Source organism: Bacillus sp. S10(2024) (assembly GCF_050473865.1).
Taxonomy (GTDB): Bacteria; Bacillota; Bacilli; order Bacillales; family Bacillaceae_G; genus Bacillus_A.
In genome coordinates this window covers 1,803,118-1,822,959 of the sequence record NZ_JBFLUR010000002.1, presented here as the reverse complement: position 1 = coordinate 1,822,959, position 19,842 = coordinate 1,803,118, and the positions used below count along the sequence as shown (strand labels likewise).

Annotated in this window: 16 protein-coding genes, 1 pseudogene and 1 other annotated feature (1 of these 18 only partly in view); of the genes and pseudogenes, 14 read left to right on the top strand and 3 right to left on the bottom strand. The window is 35.3% G+C overall.

Features of this window, described 5'->3' with window-relative positions; all coding sequences use genetic code 11:
• Nucleotides 1–130 precede the first annotated feature (130 nt).
• The 4 genes from AB1280_RS09300 to AB1280_RS09285 all read left to right on the top strand — a co-directional run bounded on the left by AB1280_RS09300 (nucleotide 131) and on the right by AB1280_RS09285 (nucleotide 4,143).
• The gene (locus AB1280_RS09300) at nucleotides 131–1,069 is read left to right on the top strand and encodes an ATP-binding cassette domain-containing protein (RefSeq protein WP_429755658.1); all 939 of its coding nucleotides are present in this window, start codon (nucleotides 131–133) and stop codon (nucleotides 1,067–1,069) included.
• A 24-nt stretch (nucleotides 1,070–1,093) separates the two neighbouring features.
• On the top strand, nucleotides 1,094–2,203 hold the full coding sequence (locus tag AB1280_RS09295) for an ABC transporter permease (protein WP_429755657.1): 1,110 nt from the start codon (nucleotides 1,094–1,096) through the stop codon (nucleotides 2,201–2,203).
• Nucleotide 2,204: 1 nt separating this feature from the next.
• Nucleotides 2,205–3,350, top strand: coding sequence for an ABC transporter permease (locus AB1280_RS09290; RefSeq protein ID WP_429755656.1), 1,146 nt, complete (start codon nucleotides 2,205–2,207; stop codon nucleotides 3,348–3,350).
• 277 nt (nucleotides 3,351–3,627) lie between these two features.
• Nucleotides 3,628–4,143 carry a phosphoribosylanthranilate isomerase gene (locus AB1280_RS09285; protein ID WP_429755655.1) on the top strand — a complete coding sequence of 172 codons (516 nt, stop codon included), beginning with the start codon at nucleotides 3,628–3,630 and terminating at the stop codon, nucleotides 4,141–4,143.
• A 210-nt stretch (nucleotides 4,144–4,353) separates the two neighbouring features.
• Here the strand turns inward: AB1280_RS09285 and AB1280_RS09280 are convergent.
• Nucleotides 4,354–4,641 (bottom strand): annotated as a pseudogene (locus tag AB1280_RS09280) (acetyltransferase); the annotation flags it as partial.
• A 152-nt stretch (nucleotides 4,642–4,793) separates the two neighbouring features.
• Between AB1280_RS09280 and cls the strand changes: the two are divergent.
• From cls to AB1280_RS09245, 7 genes are all read left to right on the top strand, one after another.
• A complete protein-coding gene (cls, locus tag AB1280_RS09275) occupies nucleotides 4,794–6,005 on the top strand; it encodes a cardiolipin synthase (RefSeq protein WP_429755654.1) in 1,212 nt (403 codons plus the stop codon).
• Nucleotides 6,006–6,461: 456 nt separating this feature from the next.
• Nucleotides 6,462–7,136, top strand: a complete 675-nt coding sequence (locus tag AB1280_RS09270; protein ID WP_429755653.1) for a hypothetical protein — start codon at nucleotides 6,462–6,464, stop codon at nucleotides 7,134–7,136.
• A 211-nt stretch (nucleotides 7,137–7,347) separates the two neighbouring features.
• Entirely contained in the window at nucleotides 7,348–8,619 is a 1,272-nt protein-coding gene (locus AB1280_RS09265) for a cation:dicarboxylate symporter family transporter (RefSeq protein ID WP_272189410.1), read from the top strand.
• Between the two features lie 168 nt (nucleotides 8,620–8,787).
• Nucleotides 8,788–10,227 carry an aspartate ammonia-lyase gene (gene aspA / locus AB1280_RS09260; protein WP_429755652.1) on the top strand — a complete coding sequence of 480 codons (1,440 nt, stop codon included), beginning with the start codon at nucleotides 8,788–8,790 and terminating at the stop codon, nucleotides 10,225–10,227.
• 52 nt (nucleotides 10,228–10,279) lie between these two features.
• Nucleotides 10,280–12,013, top strand: coding sequence for an oxaloacetate-decarboxylating malate dehydrogenase (gene malS, locus AB1280_RS09255; protein ID WP_429757319.1), 1,734 nt, complete (start codon nucleotides 10,280–10,282; stop codon nucleotides 12,011–12,013).
• A gap of 73 nt (nucleotides 12,014–12,086) precedes the next feature.
• The gene (locus AB1280_RS09250; protein WP_429755651.1) at nucleotides 12,087–13,391 is read left to right on the top strand and encodes an ATP-binding protein; all 1,305 of its coding nucleotides are present in this window, start codon (nucleotides 12,087–12,089) and stop codon (nucleotides 13,389–13,391) included.
• Nucleotides 13,392–13,395: 4 nt separating this feature from the next.
• Nucleotides 13,396–14,328 carry a response regulator gene (locus tag AB1280_RS09245; RefSeq protein WP_272189413.1) on the top strand — a complete coding sequence of 311 codons (933 nt, stop codon included), beginning with the start codon at nucleotides 13,396–13,398 and terminating at the stop codon, nucleotides 14,326–14,328.
• Nucleotides 14,329–14,580: 252 nt separating this feature from the next.
• On the opposite strand, the gene AB1280_RS09240 is transcribed toward AB1280_RS09245, so the two are convergent.
• On the bottom strand, nucleotides 14,581–14,757 hold the full coding sequence (locus tag AB1280_RS09240; protein WP_429755650.1) for a DUF3934 family protein: 177 nt from the start codon (nucleotides 14,755–14,757) through the stop codon (nucleotides 14,581–14,583).
• A gap of 603 nt (nucleotides 14,758–15,360) precedes the next feature.
• Between AB1280_RS09240 and AB1280_RS09235 the strand changes: the two genes are divergently transcribed.
• From AB1280_RS09235 to AB1280_RS09225, 3 genes are all read left to right on the top strand, one after another.
• Nucleotides 15,361–15,867 (top strand): uridine kinase, encoded by a 507-nt coding sequence (locus tag AB1280_RS09235; protein ID WP_429757318.1) that lies wholly within the window; start codon nucleotides 15,361–15,363, stop codon nucleotides 15,865–15,867.
• 152 nt (nucleotides 15,868–16,019) lie between these two features.
• Nucleotides 16,020–16,871, top strand: coding sequence for an NAD-dependent epimerase/dehydratase family protein (locus tag AB1280_RS09230; RefSeq protein ID WP_429755649.1), 852 nt, complete (start codon nucleotides 16,020–16,022; stop codon nucleotides 16,869–16,871).
• Between the two features lie 236 nt (nucleotides 16,872–17,107).
• Entirely contained in the window at nucleotides 17,108–18,001 is an 894-nt protein-coding gene (locus AB1280_RS09225; RefSeq protein ID WP_429755648.1) for a sigma-70 family RNA polymerase sigma factor, read from the top strand.
• A gap of 225 nt (nucleotides 18,002–18,226) precedes the next feature.
• Here the strand turns inward: AB1280_RS09225 and AB1280_RS09220 are convergent, their stop codons facing one another.
• Nucleotides 18,227–19,423, bottom strand: coding sequence for an MFS transporter (locus AB1280_RS09220; RefSeq protein ID WP_429755647.1), 1,197 nt, complete (start codon nucleotides 19,421–19,423; stop codon nucleotides 18,227–18,229).
• 214 nt (nucleotides 19,424–19,637) lie between these two features.
• Nucleotides 19,638–19,842, top strand: a binding site (T-box leader) (it continues 55 nt past the right edge of the window).

Sequence of the window (19,842 nt, the reverse complement as noted above, 5' to 3'; positions counted from 1 at the left end):
TTAAGTGAGATGAATGATTTCATGTGAAAAAAGTGAATATTCTCATGTGGAAAGAATGAACTTATGCACTGAGCAGGTTCATTCTTTTTACTTATAATAACAGTAGAGAAACTGAAACAGGGGTGAAATGATGAACGCATTAGAAATCAAAAACTTAACGAAAAAATTTGGTGATTTCATCGCAGTAGATAATATGTCTTTAGTTATTAAACAAGGGGAAATATTTGGGTTTTTAGGCTCAAATGGTGCTGGTAAAAGTACAACAATTAATATGATTGCTGGATTATTACGAAGTAACGAAGGTGAGATTTGCATACTAGGTAAAAATGTAAAACGGCATAACCGTTTTGCAAAAATGAACATCGGTATTGTCCCGCAAGACATAGCAATTTACGAGGAATTAACAGCCTATGAAAATGTAAAGTTTTTTGCGGGATTATATGGATTAAGAGGAACGGAATTAAAAGCGAGAGTAGAAGATGCTCTTCAGTTTGTAGGACTTAGTGATAAACATAAAAGCTACCCGAAAAATTTCTCTGGTGGAATGAAGCGAAGACTTAACATTGCTTGTGCAATTGCGCATCGTCCGAAGCTAATTATTATGGATGAGCCGACAGTGGGAATTGATCCACAGTCAAGAAACTACATTCTCGAGTCTGTTCGAAAGTTAAATGAAATGGGGAGCACAATCATTTATACAAGTCACTATATGGAGGAAGTAGAAGAGATTTGTACGAAAATTGCGATTGTCGATCATGGAAAGATTATTGCAGAAGGAACGAAAGAACAGTTAAAAGCAATCATTACTGATACGAAAGATATTTGGATTGAAGTAAAAGCAATTGAAAATATGGATGTAAACCAACTGAAGGAAGTTAGTGGTGTTAAGGCTGTTCAAGTAGAAGAAAACGTAATTAAAGTGAATTCTGATACTGGAGTGAATAATTTAAATAAAATCATTCAATATTTTATTAGTCACGATGTAGAAATACGATCATTAGAGGAACAGGCACCAAACCTTGAAACAGTGTTTCTGACGTTGACAGGAAGAAAATTACGAGATCAATAGTAAATAGAAAAGGAGGTTCACCGCTTGAACATCTTCAATATTGCTATCACGCAACTGAAAAAAGAGTTTCGGGATTTAAGAACATTAGTTTTTATGTTAGCATTCCCAGTGGTGCTTATGCTCATCTTGGGAACGGCTTTAACAAATGCATTTAATGGTGACAGTCTCTCTATTAAAAATATACAAGTATTATATAAAGATGAAGCAGATAGTAAATTCTTACAGTCATTTGAAGCGTTTATAAAAGAAACAAGTAAATCGGGAATTCGCTTTAAAAAGGTTTCAGCCGATGTAGATGGAAAAGAAGAAGTGAAACAAAATAAATATGCTGGCTATGTAGAAATGAATCAAGATGGTGTGAAATTATATGAAAGTGATCGAAATAGCATTGAAGGAAGTATTCTCCAGGGGATGCTTACTACATTTGTCGATAAGTACAATGTAGCAGTTGAAGTCGCAAAAGTAGATCCTGGGAAAGTGAGTACAGTAATTTCAAGTGGAAATCATGATGATTATATACAAGAGACATCCTTACAAGCTGCTAAAAAACCAAGTTCTATGGATTATTATTCGGTTGTGGTGACGACAATGATTGCCTTGTACGGAGCGATGGGAGCAAGTTCTCTGATTCGAGAAGAGCGAGTACGCAAAACAGGAGAGCGTTTAATTGCAGCGCCTGTTAGTAAAGCGGAGATTTTCATAGGAAAAATATTAGGTAGTCTTGTCACAAATGGACTTTGTCTACTTCCTATTATTTTCTTTAGTAAGTTTGTATATCAGGCAAATTGGGGCGACCATCTTGGCGTAGTGTTTCTTATTCTACTGACAGAAGTATTACTTGCGATTAGCTTTGGGTTAGGAATGGGATATATTATGAAAACAGGTGAGGCAGCTAGAGCGGTTATTATGGTTGTTGTACAGTTAGCTTCATTTTTTGGCGGAGCATATTTTGTAGTCGAAGAAAATATGATTACAAGCATGTCGCCATTAACATGGGCAAATACAGCGATTATGAAAATTATTTATGCGAATGATTTAGGAGCAGCATTTCCGGTAATTTCATTAAATCTTGGAATTTCAGCACTGTTTTTATTGATTGCGATTATCGCATTACGCAGACGGGAGGGGCTATAATATGAAAGATATTTTATGGCTCATACAAAAAACATTATCTGTACTTTTGAAAAATAAAAAAGGATTACTTATTATTATTGGATTGCCAATAGCAGGAGCATTACTTTCATTTCTGATTTATGGAAACGTAGGGCAGGGGACATTGCGTATTGGGGTTGTAAATCATGAAAATCAGTATATAGCAAATGATACGGTGAAATTTATAGAAGGATTAGATCATGTAAAAGTAAGTAAAATTCAATCATCAGAAATCGAAGAGAACCTTGCCTCAAAAAAACTTGATGCAGTGATTACATTAGATTCTGGTTTTTCGCAAAGTGTTCGTGACGGTAAACCCAGTCATATTGAAGTCTCTTCCATTAAAGGAGAGCAAATCACAAGTTTTATCAAATCTTATTTGTATAATTATATTGATAATATAACGGCAATAAGTAAAGTAGCGAAAGATGATCAAAGTAAGTTTGATAAGATGTATACAGGTTATCAAAAAAATTCGTTCAAGTTAACAGCCCATACGCTTAAGGATACTTCGAAAAATAAAGATATGACGAATCAAACAGTTGGTTATCTCATGATGTTTATGCTATTTTCAGCGGTGAATTTTTCAGAACTCATTTTGAAAGAAAAAGAAAATAGAACGTATTTTAGATTATTGTCGACACCGATAGATGGGAGAAAATATATATTATCTAACGTTGCTGTTAATATGGTTATCATGATGGTGCAAATCATTGTAACGGTACTGTTTATGACCAATGTATTTCATATTGATCCCAATATACCGTTAATTGTTATGATTGGATTATTGATGATATTTGGTTTAATTGCAATTGGTTTATCGTTAGCGATTGTATCTTTTGCGAAAAATTCAGCTTCAGCAAATGCATTGCAAAATATTATTATTACACCGACATGTTTGCTTGCGGGATGCTTCTTTCCATTTGACATTATGCCAGCATCAGTACAAAAAATTGCTGAATTTCTTCCGCAGCGTTGGTTATTAGATACAATTATGAAATTACAGCAAGGAACGCAGTTTACAGACATATATTTAAACATTTTAATCTTATTCGCATTTGCCATTTCCTTTTTCTTAATTGCTATTTATAAATTTGGGCGTAATAACGATGCTAGGAATTTTATTTAAGCTAAGTAGTTCAGATAACGTGGAGAAACACTAGAATTAGCATTCGAAATCGAGTGTGAAATCGTAACGGTTTTATACTCGATTTTTTATTGATATGTAAGGTACTATCTGCTTTCGTTATTTTGGGTGCAATTCAGGGTGTTATTTGAGATGTGAAAAATAAACAAAAATAGGTAATTTATGTTAAAGTGTAAAGAGAAGCAAATTTATCATTGTTCAGTTAATGGACAGGTTTGTTGAACCTAGTTCGGTAAAGTTAAAAAAAGTGGAGGGGCAAATGGATAATCACAAGTTTGATGAGTTTATTAAAATTGCAAAAAAACTAAATGATATTGAAATTATTCCATTGTTAATAGGTTCGGTTGGTTTAGAAGTCATTACAGGAAAGAGCTGGGATGCCCAAGACTTAGATGTTCATGTACCTGGTGATAAAAGAGGATGGGAAGTGCCACCTGAACTATCTATACATAACTGGAATGATATTGTGAAAGTCATGACTTCAATGGAATATAGCCTAATTGATTTGCATGAACATGAGTTCTCTAAAGAGGGATTATCAGTTGAGTTCGGTATTATTGACACTTTACCAAATTTTGCAGGAGTACAATTAGAGGATTTAGAAATACATAAAAATGGAGACATAAAGTATTATTTACTAAATCCTGAGCAATATTTACGTGTTTACGAGTCTTCATCTAAGGATAGTTATCGAGCAGATAAAAATAATAATAAAGATATTAGAAAAATAGATTTCTTAAAAAGTATGATATATAATGACTACAATTCTTACTAATTTTATTGTGCTAACGGAGTGCTTTAATTAAGAAGTCCTCCTTAAAAAACAAGCTCAGAGAAATAAACCCTGAGCTTGTTTGCGCGTTAGTTACTCTGTGATTTAACTTGTGAATTCAAATGTTATTTAGCTTATTATATTATTTTAGGTTTTCTCCACAATAACAGAACTACTTAGTTTGACGCTACCCCCCTTTTTTTCGTAGGTTAACTAAAGAATCCTTTGTAATATAGGTATGCATTTATACAAGACTACATTGTGTGTTCCTTGCACAATGTAGTTGTCCCCGTCTAAAAGAAACACACTATTTGTGGTAACATTTCCATCACCAAATTTGGTAGTTATGTCTCCTACTACCTTTCCATCTATCCATTTTTCTTTAGAATGAGATGGAACTACTTGTATATATTTAGTCGTTTCTTCTCCATCACCTGAGATTAGTGTAGTATGAATATTTCTTTTTTGAATCACGTTTCTATTTTCGTTTAATTCATCGAGAAGTGATTTTGTGTTAAGACTTTTCATCTGTTCCTCCCGTATGTATATATAATAGTAAAAAATAATATGAAACGACCTGTAAACGAGCATTAAAAATAACTTCTGCTGAAATACTATGTAGAAACAATTATTTTGTGCGGAAGGAAATCGAAATGGTGAAAAAAATACTTCGGATTATTTCTATTATTATTGCTATATTCATTCTTCTACTCGTTTGTATGCATGTTGATGTTACACTGGGAAGAAAGATAGAAGCGAAAAAAAATCAAACGAAAGAATATGCACTTCACTATAGTGATTTCCAACTATATGTTGAGGGGCAATCTTTGTATCAGCAGCTATTTTCTGATATAAAAGAGGCGAAACATTCGATTTTCACTTATTTCTTTATCATTTCAGATGATAAAAGCAGTCATACTTTTTTGGAGTTGTTGAAAGAAAAAGCAAAAGAGGGTGTACAAGTATACCTAGCAATCGATCGGATTAATGATTTGTCTTTCAAAAGAAAAATGAAAAATGAATTGCAAGCAAGTGGTGTTCATTTTTCATATAGTAGAAAAGCTGAATTGCCATTCTTTTTTTATTCGCTACATCATCGAAATCACCGCCGAATTACAACAATTGATGGAAAAATAGGATACAGTGGTGGTTTTAACATAGGAGATGAATATTTAGGAAAAAATAAGAAATTTGGATATTGGCGAGATTATCATATGCGAATAATAGGAGAAGGGGTGAGAGATTTAGAAGAACAGTTTGCCTCAGACTGGAAACATGATACTTCTGAAGCGATAACAAGTATTTCGCAACAGAGTGCCCCAGGGAAAACGTTACATACATTAACTAGTTATAATGGCCATGATCTAATCCAAAAGTATATTGAATTAATAAAGCAGGCAAAACAATCTATTGTGATTGCCACTCCGTATTTTATACCAAAAGATGAAAAACTTATGAATGCTTTAATTCAAGCGAGGCAGAGGGGTGTTTCTGTTAAAATATTGTGGTCTTATAAGCCGGATGTTCCTTTTATAAAAGAAGCTGCCTATCCTTATATTCGTCAAGCAGTCGAGAATGGCATTTCTGTATATGGATATAAAAAAGGGATGTTTCATGGGAAAGCTATGGTGTTTGATAATGAAACAATTGTTATAGGAACAGCAAATTTTACCCCGCGCAGCTTTCATATCAATGATGAGATGAACTTCTATATAAAGGGCGGTCCTATTTTACAACAATTAAATCAAGCATTAGCGCAAGATATTCAAGATTCAAAAGAAATGACGATATCATTCTTAAACAATTTGTCCTTTTTAGAGAAGTGTAAGGAAAAGATGGTAGGGATGTTTAATTATTATTTATAGAAATATGAATGAGAGAAACTGCGATATGATACTGCAGTTTTTTTCTTATTTATCCCGCATTAACGGGCAGTAATACTCCCACCTCAAAATTCAGCAAAAGCATTGTCCAGCTCTAGCGGCTAGAATCTCCGGTCGTTTCGCCCCCTCGGACGAGGCAAAAAGCGCCTCTCTGTCGGGTGCTCCAACGGCCTGCGATTCTGAGCAAGCCGCTTCCGCTTTTCTTAAGAAGTTAGGTGGGAGATAAACTGCCCGTAAAAGCCCGATTGGTGAGGGCTGATAATCAGTGGGGGATGAAGAAAACCCCACTGATTAAAGTTTCACTTATATTAATAGCTCAAGAAATGAATACATATTTTTACAATATATACTTTGGGTGATAAACTAAACTGGCAGGGAAGAATTATTTTTCATAAAGACTAAGGAAGTATGTGGGAGATTCTATGAGGGGGAATTGAAGTGAAACGTCAAACTGTTATTCGCGAAATTGCGGAGCATATATGTGCGCTTACATTAAATCATCCTGTAAGAGTGGGTGTTAGTGGTATAACAGCTTCAGGGAAAACAACATTTGCTAATGAATTAGCGAAAGAAGTTGAAAATCAAGGAAGAAAAGTAATTCGAACAAGTATTGATTACTTCCACAATCCAAGAGCAATTCGATATGCACAAGGGAAGGAATCGGCGAAAGGCTATTATGAGGATGCTCATGATTATAAAGCTATTTCTGAACGATTATTAATCCCATTAGGACCAAATGGGACAAAACGTTATGAGATACAATCACACGATTTAGAGAGCGATCTGTATATCCGCTCTGAACCAATATTGGCTTCAGAAGATACGATATGTATAGTAGATGGAACCTTTTTATTTAAAGAAGAACTGAAACATTTATTTGACTATAAAGTATATGTGGAAACAGATTTTCAGATTGCTAGAGAACGTGGTTCCAAGAGAGAAGCAAAAGCTTTTGGAAGTAAAGAGAAAGCTGAGGATATGTTTATACAGCGCTATCATGCGGCTTGTCGTATGTACATAGAAGGGCATGCACCAAAGGAGTGTGCGGATGTAGTTGTAAACAATAATAATATAGAAGGGCCAGTAGCTGTATTTAATGGGGGTTCTTTTTAGATTATACGGAATAATCTGATGTTTTATAAATTCTAATTTTTGGTTGTATAATGAAGAAGAGCACAATTAATTGAAGATTTTAAGAAAAAAATTTGAAAGTTTTGTGACAAACTTGTAGTTTTTTGTCTGATTTTGTAGGTTCGTCTTTATCATGTGATTATGCTTTTATATATTAGGAATTGAAAGCGTTCGCATGGAAGGGATGAAATACATGAAAAAATTCGGATTAGCTACACAAATTTTTGTAGCGCTTATTTTAGGGATTGTTGTAGGGGCAATCTTTTATGGAAATAAAACAGCTATTTCCTATATTACACCGCTTGGGGACATATTTATTCATTTAATTAAAATGATTGTCGTTCCAATTGTTATATCTGCACTTATTGTTGCAGTAGCTGGTGTGGGCGATATGAAGAAGCTCGGTAAATTAGGTGGGAAAACAATCCTTTATTTTGAAATTATCACGACGATTGCTATTTTAATGGGCTTAGTAGCAGCGAACGTGTTCCATCCAGGAACGGGCGTTGATATGAGCCATTTACAGCAAACTGATATTTCAGCTTATAAAGCAACAGCTGATGCAACGGAGAAAAAAGGTTTTGCAGAAACAATTGTTCATATTGTACCAAAAAACGTATTTGAATCTATCACACAAGGGGATTTATTACCAATTATTTTCTTCTCAGTGTTATTCGGTTTAGGAGTTGCTGCAATCGGAGAAAAAGGAAAGCCAGTCTTTAATTTCTTTGAAGGTGTATTAGAAGCAATGTTTTGGGTTACAAATCAAGTCATGAAATTTGCTCCGGTTGGTGTATTTGCATTAATTGCTGTTACGGTTGCAAAATTTGGAGTGGCTACTCTGCTTCCGTTAGGGAAACTAGTTCTCGCTGTTTATGTAACGGTTGTGTTATTTGTTATTGTGGTATTAGGTATCAATGCGAAAATAGTGGGAGTAAACATTTTCACCTTAATGAAAGTTGTAAAAGAAGAATTAATTCTTTCTTTTACAACAGCAAGTTCAGAAGCTGTTTTACCAAATATTATGAGAAAAATGGAAGAGTTCGGTTGTCCGAAAGCCGTTGCTTCTTTCGTAATACCTACGGGCTATACATTTAATTTAACAGGATCAGCTATTTATCAAGCGTTAGCGTCACTATTTGTAGCGCAAATGTATGGTATACACATGTCGTTAACAGAACAAATTACGTTGTTATTTGTTTTAATGTTAACGTCTAAAGGAATGGCTGGTGTTCCTGGTGCTTCCTTTGTTGTTGTATTGGCAACATTAGGTTCAATGGGACTTCCATTAGAAGGAATTGCTTTAATTGCTGGTATTGATCGCATTTTAGATATGATTCGCTCGTCTGTCAATGTATTAGGGAACGCATTAGCGGCGATTGTCATGTCGAAATGGGAAGGCGAATTTGATCAAGAAAAAGCAAAACAGTATGTAGAAACTGTAAACCAAGCTAAAGCAGCATAAATTAAAAGTTTAATTAGTGAGAGATTATTTAGCTCTCGCTGATTATTTGTGAAACGAATTGATGTATTACAAATAGTATATCTCCAGATTCATTATTTATTTCTTGTAAAATTTGAAGTAAGAGAATGGTTACATATGGGGCAAAATAAGGTGAGGAGTGGAATATATATGGCAACAGTAACTGAAGCTAAAAAAGATGTGCGAATTGAAAGAGATTTTTTAGGTGAGAAAGAAGTACCAATGCATGCATATTATGGTGTTCAAACGATGCGTGCGGTCGAAAACTTTCCGATTACAGGTTATAAAATCCATGAAGGATTAATTAACGCATTAGCGATTGTAAAAAAAGCGGCAGCGCTTGCAAATACAGATGTTGGACGATTAGAACTAAAAAAAGGTACAGCAATTGCAGAGGCAGCAGAAGAGATTCTTGAGGGGAAATGGCACGAGCATTTTATCGTAGATCCGATTCAAGGCGGAGCTGGAACTTCTATGAATATGAATGCAAATGAAGTGATTGCCAATCGTGCTCTTGAATTATTAGAAATGGAAAAAGGCGACTATCATTACATTAGCCCAAATAGCCACGTGAATATGGCGCAATCAACAAATGATGCATTCCCAACTGCAATTCATATTGCAACGTTAAACTCATTAGAGGAATTATTACAAACGATGGGATATATGCGTGATATCTTTGAATTAAAAGCAGAGCAATTTGACCATGTTATTAAAATGGGACGCACGCATTTACAAGATGCTGTACCGATTCGTCTTGGACAAGAGTTTAAAGCATATGCTCGCGTACTTGGACGTGATATTAAACGTATCGAGAAATCTCGTCAACATTTATATGAAGTAAATATGGGAGCGACAGCTGTTGGTACTGGATTAAATGCAGATCCGCAGTACATTGAGGCTGTAGTAAAACATTTAGCGAATATTAGTAAATTGCCTCTTGTTGGAGCAGAAGATTTAGTAGATGCAACGCAAAATACAGATGCATATACAGAAGTTTCAGCTGCGCTGAAAGTATGTATGATGAATATGTCCAAAATTGCAAATGACTTGCGCTTAATGGCATCAGGTCCGCGCGTTGGATTGAGTGAAATTATGCTTCCAGCTCGTCAACCTGGTTCTTCTATTATGCCAGGGAAAGTAAACCCTGTAATGCCAGAAGTAATTAACCAAATTGCGTTCCAAGTAATTGGGAACGACCATACAATTTGTCTTGCTTCAGAAGCAGGTCAATTAGAACTGAATGTAATGGAACCAGTGTTAGTATTCAACTTACTTCAATCAATCAGCATTATGAATAACGGCTTCCGTGCTTTCACAGATAATTGCTTAAAAGGAATTGAAGCGAATGAAGCGCACTTAAAAGAATATGTTGAGAAAAGCGTTGGTATTATTACAGCTGTGAATCCACATATCGGATACGAAGCAGCAGCCCGTGTTGCAAAAGAAGCAATTGCAACTGGTCAATCTGTCAGAGAACTTTGCTTGAAAAATGGTGTATTATCACAAGAAGAATTAGACTTGATTTTAGATCCGTTTGAAATGACGCATCCTGGAATTGCAGGAGCATCTCTTTTAAAGAAAAATTAAAAAAGGGGGGGACTTTCCCCTTTTTTTTGTTTACAATATAGAAATGTTATATATCAATAAAGGTAGGGGTTATATGAGTAAATTTACAGTTTCCTCGAATGGAACTTTAGAAACAACATTACGAGGAGCAGAAGTATTAGCAACACCACTATTAAATAAGGGTGTCGCTTTCTCGGCGGAGGAAAGGGAAGAATTAGGGTTAAAAGGGTTGTTACCGCCAGCGGTATTAACATTAGATGAACAAGCACGCCGTGCGTATGAACAATTTTGTTCACAGCCTGATGACTTATTAAAAAACGTATACTTAACAGCACTGCATGATCGTAATGAAGTATTATTTTATCGTATTCTTACAGATCATTTGCGAGAAATGCTACCGATTGTATACACGCCAACTGTTGGTGTAGCGATTCAAAGATATAGTCATGAGTATCGTAAGCCACGTGGTGTGTATTTATCAGTTAATGATCCAAATGGTATTGAGGAAGCTTTTTCTAACATTGGTGCAACTGCGGAAAATATTGATTTAGTCGTTGTAACAGACGGTGAAGGTATTTTAGGAATTGGAGACTGGGGCGTTGGCGGTATTAATATTGCTATCGGAAAACTAGCTGTCTACACAGCAGCAGTTGGTATTGATCCAAGTCGTGTATTACCGGTTATTTTAGATGTTGGTACAAACAATGAAGAGTTATTAAATAATCCGTTTTATATTGGAAATCGCCATCCACGTGTAACGGGAGAAGCATATGATACATTTATTGATTTGTTTGTAGAAGCTGTATGTAATAAGTTGCCGAATGCACTGCTGCACTGGGAAGATTTTAGTACACGTAATGCGCGCAAAATTTTAGACAAATATCGTGATAATGTATGTACATTTAACGATGATATTCAAGGAACTGGCGCGGTTTCATTGGCAGCTGTGTTATCAGCTGTGAAAGCTTCTGGTGTTCCGCTATGTGAACATCGCGTTGTTGTTTTTGGTGCAGGTACTGCTGGAATTGGAATTGCAGATCAAGTACGTGATGCGATGGTACGCTTAGGTTTATCAAAGGAAGAAGCAAATCGCCGTTTTTGGTGTATTGACCGTAATGGTTTACTTACTGATAATATGGATGACCTTCTTGATTTCCAAAGTCCTTATGCACGTCAGATGTCTGAAGTCGAACGATGGAAGCAGTCAGAAACGATTGGTCTTGCTGAAGTTGTAAAACATGTACAACCAACTATTTTAATTGGAACGTCAACAGTTGCTGGTGCATTTACAGAAGAAATTGTAAAAGAGATGGCAGCACATGTGGAACGACCAATCATTTTACCAATGTCTAATCCAACGCCTCTTGCGGAAGCAAAACCAGCAGACTTAATTTCTTGGACAGAAGGGCGAGCGCTTGTTGCAACTGGTAGTCCATTTGATCCAGTTACATACAATGGGGTTATTTATGTAATTGGACAATCTAACAATGCACTTATCTTCCCAGGTCTTGGTCTTGGTACAAATGTTGTTCGTGCTCGTGTCATGACAGATGGTATGTTTGCGGCAGCAGCAGAAGCGGTGGCAAGTATGGTAGATACAAGTCAACCTGGTGCACCAATTCTTCCAGAAGTAGAGGAGTTGCGTAATATTTCTGAGATCGTTGCTGTTGAAGTAGCTAAAGCGGCAGTTGCTGAAGGTGTTGCTCGTGATATATTAAGTGATAACGATATCAGGAAGGCTGTAAAAGATGCAATGTGGCAACCTGTTTATCGTCAAATAAAAGCAGTTGAAAAAGTAACACTATAGGAATAGAGCCCGTTTATATATTAAGCGGGCTTCCTTATTATATTTAAAGACTCAATAACGGGAAGTGACGTATTTGAACTGGCATCAATTGTGGAAGAAAGATATTTCACTTTTAATTATGTTAATTTTGATTGTTCCGGTTGCTGGAGAACTGAACTTTCATCCATTTAATGATACGTTTCGTGTTAGCTTTGGAACACCGATTTTCTTCTTTTTACTATTATTTTTAAGGAAAATCCCAGCTGTTATAGCGGGAATTTTAGTTGGGGCATCTGTAGTAACATTTCGAATTGGCCTTGACTGGATGCTACATAGTTCTTTTCATTTCTCAGATTCCTTTAGTATGCGTTATCCAGTTTTCTTTTATTATTTCGTATATGGAAGTCTTTTTTCAGTATGCAGAGTAAATCGATTTCATCAAAAACCATTTGTAATCGGGTGTTTTGGCATTACGATTGAAATTTTTTCAAGCATGGCAGAACTTGCTTTTTATCATATTTTTGTGCTCAGCACGATGATTACAGTTTCAGAAGTCAATAAAATTATTATTATCGCTATTTTTCGCAGTTTTTTTGCACTCGGTTTTTTAAATATGATGAGTTTATATGAGACAAAATTAAAAGAAGCGCAGGTTCGGAAAGAAAATGAAAAGATGTTTATGCATCTTTCCAATTTGTATGTAGAATCTGTTCATTTGAAGAAAACACTGCAAAATGCAGAAAGGATTACACAAGAAGCGTACCAATTATATCGAAACTTACAAAAGAAAGGTAGCGCTGAGAATAATATAGAGTCGTATAGTAAGAACGCGCTGAAAATTGCAGGAGAAGTACATGAAATAAAAAAAGATAATCAAAGAATTTTTGCCGGGTTATCTAAACTTCTTTTAGATAAAAATCTATCGGAATATATAAATGGAAATGAACTGGCGGAAATGATTATAAGAATTAACGAGAAATACGCACAGTTATTACAAAAGGAAATCGCATTTTCTAAACAGATAGAAGGGGAGCATACGCAGTATCATGTATATACCGTGTTGTCGATTTTAAATAATTTAGTTGCGAATGCTGTAGAAGCGATTGATAGTGTTGGTACAATTACAATTTATGTTAAGAAACAAGGAGCGTTTGTTACGTTTGAAGTAATAGATGATGGTCCGGGTATTTCGGGGAAATATAAGGAGTTAGTATTTAAGCCTGGTTTTACTTCAAAATATGATCAAACTGGAACACCGTCAACAGGAATTGGTTTATCTTATATAAAAGAGATGGTGACGGAACTTGAGGGAGAGGTTATACTACAAGACAGAGATGCTGAAAGAGGCTGCAAGTTTATTGTACGGCTGCCGGAATCTAGCCTGACTAAGGAAGGATGAGCCTATGTTTTATTACATCGTAGATGACGACGAAGTATTTCGTTCTATGTTAGCACAAATTATTGAAGATGAAGACCTTGGAGAAGTAGTTGGAGAAGAAGAAGATGGGGCTTTCGTAGAAGGAGATCAGTTAAATTTTAAAAAAGTAGATATATTATTTATTGACTTATTAATGCCAATTCGTGATGGGATTGAAACGGTTCGGCACATTCTCCCGTCATTTTCCGGGAAAGTGGTTATGATTTCTCAAGTAGAATCAAAACAATTAATAGGTGAAGCTTACTCTCTTGGTGTTGAATATTATATTACAAAACCTCTTAATAAAATTGAAGTTGTATCCGTTGTACGAAAAGTGATAGAACGTATTCGTTTGGAACGGTCTATTCAAGATATTCAAAAGTCATTAAACAATGTATTCCAATGGGAGCAACCAAAGGGGCGAATAGAATCAGGGCTAGAAGAGAAAAAATTTGCTGATTCTGGCCGTTTTTTATTAGCAGAACTAGGGATTGCTGGGGAGAACGGAAGTAAAGATTTACTAAGTATGCTGGAATACTTATATCAATATGAAAAGAAGGCAACCTTTGAACATGGATTTCCAGTATTAAAAGATATTTTTCAACATATTACGGTCAAAAAGTTAGGTGAAATGGCTTCGGAAGGTGAGATTGATAAAGAGAGAAAAGCTTCAGAGCAAAGGGTGCGCCGAGCAATATATCAATCGCTCAATCACTTAGCTTCTCTTGGTTTAACAGATTTTTCGAATCCAAAATTTGAAAGCTATGCTCCGAAATTTTTTGATTTTACAATTGTGCGTAAGCGAATGACAGAGTTAACAAACGAATCATTAGCAACGGCCGGTCATACACGAATTAATACGAAGAAATTTATTCAAGTGTTGTATTTTGAAGCGAAGCGATTGACTGAAGATGACTAAGTGGATAAAGAGCGGTAAAAGAAAAAGATGTTTGCTTATTTGTGGCAAACATCTTTTTGTATATCACTTTTACTGTTTGATAAACGCCCATTTTTTCATAATATATCGTATTAATGAATTTTAAAAGTTGTCTTTTTACAATGAGTAACCACCTGTTTTGTTGTTTTAAATCTTTGCCTTTCTCCGCAAAATAAACCCACACAACATCTATCTCACACTTACACGAAAGATGTCAAACGGAAACAGCAGTCCCTATCTTTCGGATTTGTCACCTGTATTACTGTTTGTCTTTGCGCCACCTGATTTTTTAACACCTTTGCTTGTATAAGGTTTGGCACTCTTTTTTTTGTTGGCACTGGCTTTCCAGCGGTTCCAGCCCTTACTGCCTGTTCCTCTACCTGTTCCGCCTTTACCTTTAGCTTTACTCATATAATATAATCACTCCGTTATTATTGTATAGCAAATCTGTTTCCACAGTAGTCAATAAATCTTTAAAATATAATTTGGGTTTATGACTTTTTCCTTTCCGACAGTTGCTCATAAAAATGAACAGCAGGATATAATAGTATATCATAACATGGACAGTAATGCGCAAAATTCTCAGGTTTATCCCGTTAATAGAAATCTTTTAATTTTTGCTGATAGTAATGTGTTATGTAAAAGGTGGTGAATCTTGAATACATTGTAACTACTCAGTCACTCTGTAAAAAAGATAGAAAAGAATTTTTAAAAATGGCCTGGGAGGGGCTGGCCATGCATAGAAGCGATCAGTGCCTATTTCTGCCATGCGCAAAGTATGGTAACAAAGAAAGGCAGCAAAGTGCATTGTCATTTGTATCGTCACGGCAGCAATCTATGTGCTGAAAGGTAATAAGTGGTGTATAGCTGAGTAATTCCTTTTTTTTACTGTTTAATATACGCCCATTTGTAACTATAGAATCCAGCAAAAGATTATTTTAGAGTAAAGGGATAGGAAAGAGATTTAAATTCTATTATTTCATGGAGGAGTAATATGGGGAAAAAACAACAGTAATATCTATTTCAGCTGTTTCTGGCGGCGGTAAGACAACCGTTACGAAGGAGTTAGCTAATAGACTGAATAACGCCAAGACTTTTCATTTTGATGATTATAATTTAGATGGGCCAAGTGACATTTGTGCATGGATGGAAAAAGGTGCAGATTATAATGAGTGGAATGTTAGTCCCATACTGACAGATATTCTATCAGTATTAAATGATTCAGTTGCAGATTATATTATTTTGGACTATCCATTTTCGTACCTTAATAATGAGATGAAAGATGTGATAGACATTTCATTTTATATTGATACGCCATTAGATATAGCAATGGTGAGAAGACTTATTCGTAATCCTTTACATACTATTGATGAGGTTCTTTTCGAATGTGAGGTATACTTGCAAGCTGGGAGAGAGGCATACTTAGAGATGGAGAAAAGTGTGAAACCTAATGCTGATTATGTAATTGATGGGGAGCTGACGGTTGAAAATATCATAGAAGCAATCGTAAATAAGTTGTAAAATCTAGTGTATTCATAAAGGATTCTTTATTGCAGAAATTTTTTTCTATCTATGTCACGATTTATAAACTTAATCTGTCTTATATATGAACAGCAAAATAGCAGTTTGAAAAACTAGACGAATAAGTTGAAACGTATATGGGAGGAATAGAAATGAAAATTTTTCTTGCCGGGGCAACTGGTGTAATAGGTCGTTCTTTAATTCCTTTGTTAGTGCAAGAGGGCTACGAAGTGTTCGGGATGATTCGTGATGAATCGCATGCAAGTACAATTACAAAAATGGGTGCAAAGCCCGTGGTGGCAGATGCATTTGATCGAGATGCTGTATTCACTGCATTGCAAAATAGTCAGCCAGATGTAGTGATTCATCAACTTACATCGTTAAGTGAGGGAAGCTCGGTAGATAATGCAAAAATGCGAATTGAGGGGACAGAAAATCTTGTAGAGGCTGCAAAATCGGTGGGAGTTAGACGAATCATTGCACAAAGTATTTCATGGGCGTATGAACCTGGAGAGGTTCCAGCTACAGAGGAAGAACTGTTAGATATTACTGCTTCGTTTCCGCGAAAAACAACGATAGAAGGTATTATGGCGTTAGAAGAAAAAGTGTCTCAAATGCCAGAGTTTGTTATACTTCGTTACGGAACGCTTTATGGCCCAGGAACTTGGTATGCAACGGATGGAATGATCGCTGAACAAGTACGACGACAAGAAATGGCCGCAACGGATGGTATCGTTTCTTTTTTACATGTAGACGATGCAGCTAGAGCGGCATTACTAGCACTAGAATGGCCATCTGGTCCGGTCAACATTGTTGATGATTATCCTGCACAGGGACAGGATTGGTTGCCAGTTTATGCTTCTGCAATCGGCGCGCCTCAGCCTTCTGCTCAAACTGGTAGTAATCGAGGGGAACGCGGCGCTTCCAATACAAAAGCCCGAAAAGAATATGGGTGGGAGCCCATTCATTCTTCTTGGTCTAAAGGGTTTCAAAATCATTTGTAGAATCAATTATAAATACAAATTGTTAGGTGGGAGAGAGCGTCTAGTTATGCATAGCAGTAACTTCTATCTGGAAAATCAGAATAGATTTATTTAGTTCGTAATTTTTTGTAAATATTATTTTCAAAAAATGTTTTTTGAGAAATTTACATAGGTATACCCTAGAAAGTTTTTTCTAGGGTATTTGTGATTGTATATCATGTTAAAATTTGGGTGAGTTAACTTCGAGGAGGGGTAGGGTGAAAGAAAATCATTTAGACATAAATGAATTGTATGTAATGTACAAACCTTATTTTATTGCTATTGCCTATAAAATGCTTGGATCGATAAGTGACGCTGAAGATATTGTTCAAGATACATTTCTAAAGCTACAGATGAACGAGGTTCATTTAACTGATATTAACAATATAAAGTCGTATGTAAGTAGAATGGTTGTAAATCGTTGTATAAATGAATTACAATCAAGTCGAAAAAAAAGAGAAACTTATGTTGGTACTTGGTTGCCAGAACCGATTGTACAGGATATGAAATGGGATCCTTCGGAGAAAATCATTCAAGATGATCAACTATATTATACATTTGTTGTTCTTATGGAAAAACTCTCTGCCACAGAGCGAGCCGTTTATGTTCTAAAAGAAGCATTAGATGTAAAACATAGTGAAATAGCAGATTTACTAAATATTACAGAGATGAATTGTCGTAAAGTATTTAGTAGAGCGAAGAAGAAGATGGACGTATCTTTTGATGAAAATCCTACATCATACGAAATTCAACAAGGTCAAATTACGAAGTTTATTTCAGCTTTATCAAGAGGTAATGTTCAAGAAGTTTCAGAAATTCTTACTACTGATGTAACTCTTATTGCAGATGGCGGAGGGAATGTCGTTACAGCGATTAATCAAATTATTAGTAAAGAACATGTCCTAAGGTTGCTATCTGCTATTGCTACGAAATTCTTTGCCGGGAAAAAAGCGCAAGCAGTATTGGTAAATAATCAACCAGGTGTTCTCATAGTAAAAGGTAAAGAAGTAGTTGGTGTTTTCAGTTTCGCTTGGAAACAAGATACCAATCAAATTGAGCAAATTTTTTATGTCGTAAATCCAGATAAGCTCAAACGTATCTCAGGATATTAAAATTAAGATTGAAACATAGAGCTGTTCTAAATGTCATGACATTTAGAACAGCTCTTATTTATCCCGCATTAACGGGCAGTAATACTCCCACCTCAAAATTTGGCGAAAGCAAAGAAGTTAGGTGGGAGATAAACTGCCCGTAAAAGCCCGATTGGTTCAACTAATAATCAGTGGGGGATGAAGAAAACCCCCACTGATTAAAGTTTCACTTTATATTGTTAGAAGTTAATCATTTTGATTAACTTGTATATTTTCGTAGAAATAACTTTGCTTCTTTCGTAAAGAAAGTGATATTAGGATAGTCAAGAATAGGACCGAGAAAATAATAAGCACGACATATTTAAATATCATCTTTGTCCCGATATATGGACCAATACTAGATCCTAAAAATAAAGTAAATGTATAAAGTGCCATTGCAACTCCTTTTTTCTTCCCGCTTATTTGTCCAATATGAAAAATGATAGAGGGTAGTACAATTGAAATTCCAGCCGCAAATATAATTGTAGTGACAGATAGAAAATAAAGACGATCCCATTTTAAGAACAAAAGCACTCCTGTACACGTAATAATAAGCCCTAGAGTAATTATTTTTGGGGCCTTAGTATGTGTAATAAAATTATTTATAAAAGGAGAAACAGACATTCCAATTAAGCCAAGGCATTGAAAGAGCAAAATTTCATGATTTGTAAGGTGATACATTTGGGTTAATAAGTGATGCAAAGAACTATAAATGGCAACGAATGAAAGAAATTGCGTAAAGGTAATCGCAAGACAAATTGCTAAGTAGCGATTTTGAAATAATTTAAACATATCAAGCCAGTATGTGATAGATAATGGACGATTACTTTTGATAGATGTAGGCAGAATGAAATACAAAATTGCCCCGCATAAAAGATGAATGAAAGCGAAAAAATAAAAAAGAGTAGGAAAAGTATATTGAGATATAAACCAATTACTGAGTATTTGTCCTAATATGCTAGACATTGTGAACGCTGTACTTAAGATTCCGATGACATAGCCTTGATGCTTTGGAATAAACAATTCAAATGCATATGCAAGAGCTAAAGGTGTAAATGTTGCTGCTACTAGTCCTTGCAGAGCTCTAAGGAACAAAAATAGGTTGTATATTTTGCAAAAGCTAATCGTTAGTGTACAAAAAGACAAAGCGAATAGCCCGAGAACTAGTATATTTTTCTTTCCGAATCGATTGGATAGAGGAGCGAAAATTAAGAATCCGATGGCGTAGAAAATGGAAAATGTACTGCTTGAGAGATAAGCAGTATCTTTAGGGATTTGAAGATGGAATATAAGTTGATTTTCGATTGGAATCATGATGAACCCTTGAGAAACGACACTTATCCCAGCAATGCAAAAAATAAATACGTATAACCATTCAGGAGCTTTATTGGTTAAATTACTCATGAAGATCCTCCTTATAATTAATCTGTATTAATAAGACAGATTAATTTGTTGAAGTGTGACACATTGTATTGTGAATTTGCGAATGTTTCTTTATAACAAATTATTCATAAATACATAAAATAAAAAATTAAAAAACATTTTAGAACTTTTTGTTGACTTTCTTCTTTTTTTGTATAGAATAAACATTAATAAAATGTTTCAGAGATGTGACAGTAAAACGACTGTGAAAGGAAGAGTAGTAATAGGACGTAGTCCAAGCGAGTCAGGGGTGGTGTGAGCCTGATACGAAGCCTGTTATGAAGAACCTCCTGGAGTCGCTAACCAAAATCCTTTTTAGGAGAGTAGACTTAGCCGGGAACTTCGCCGTTACAAGAAGAACAGTATCGAGTTATCTCTAATCTCCGTACTGATAAGTGAGC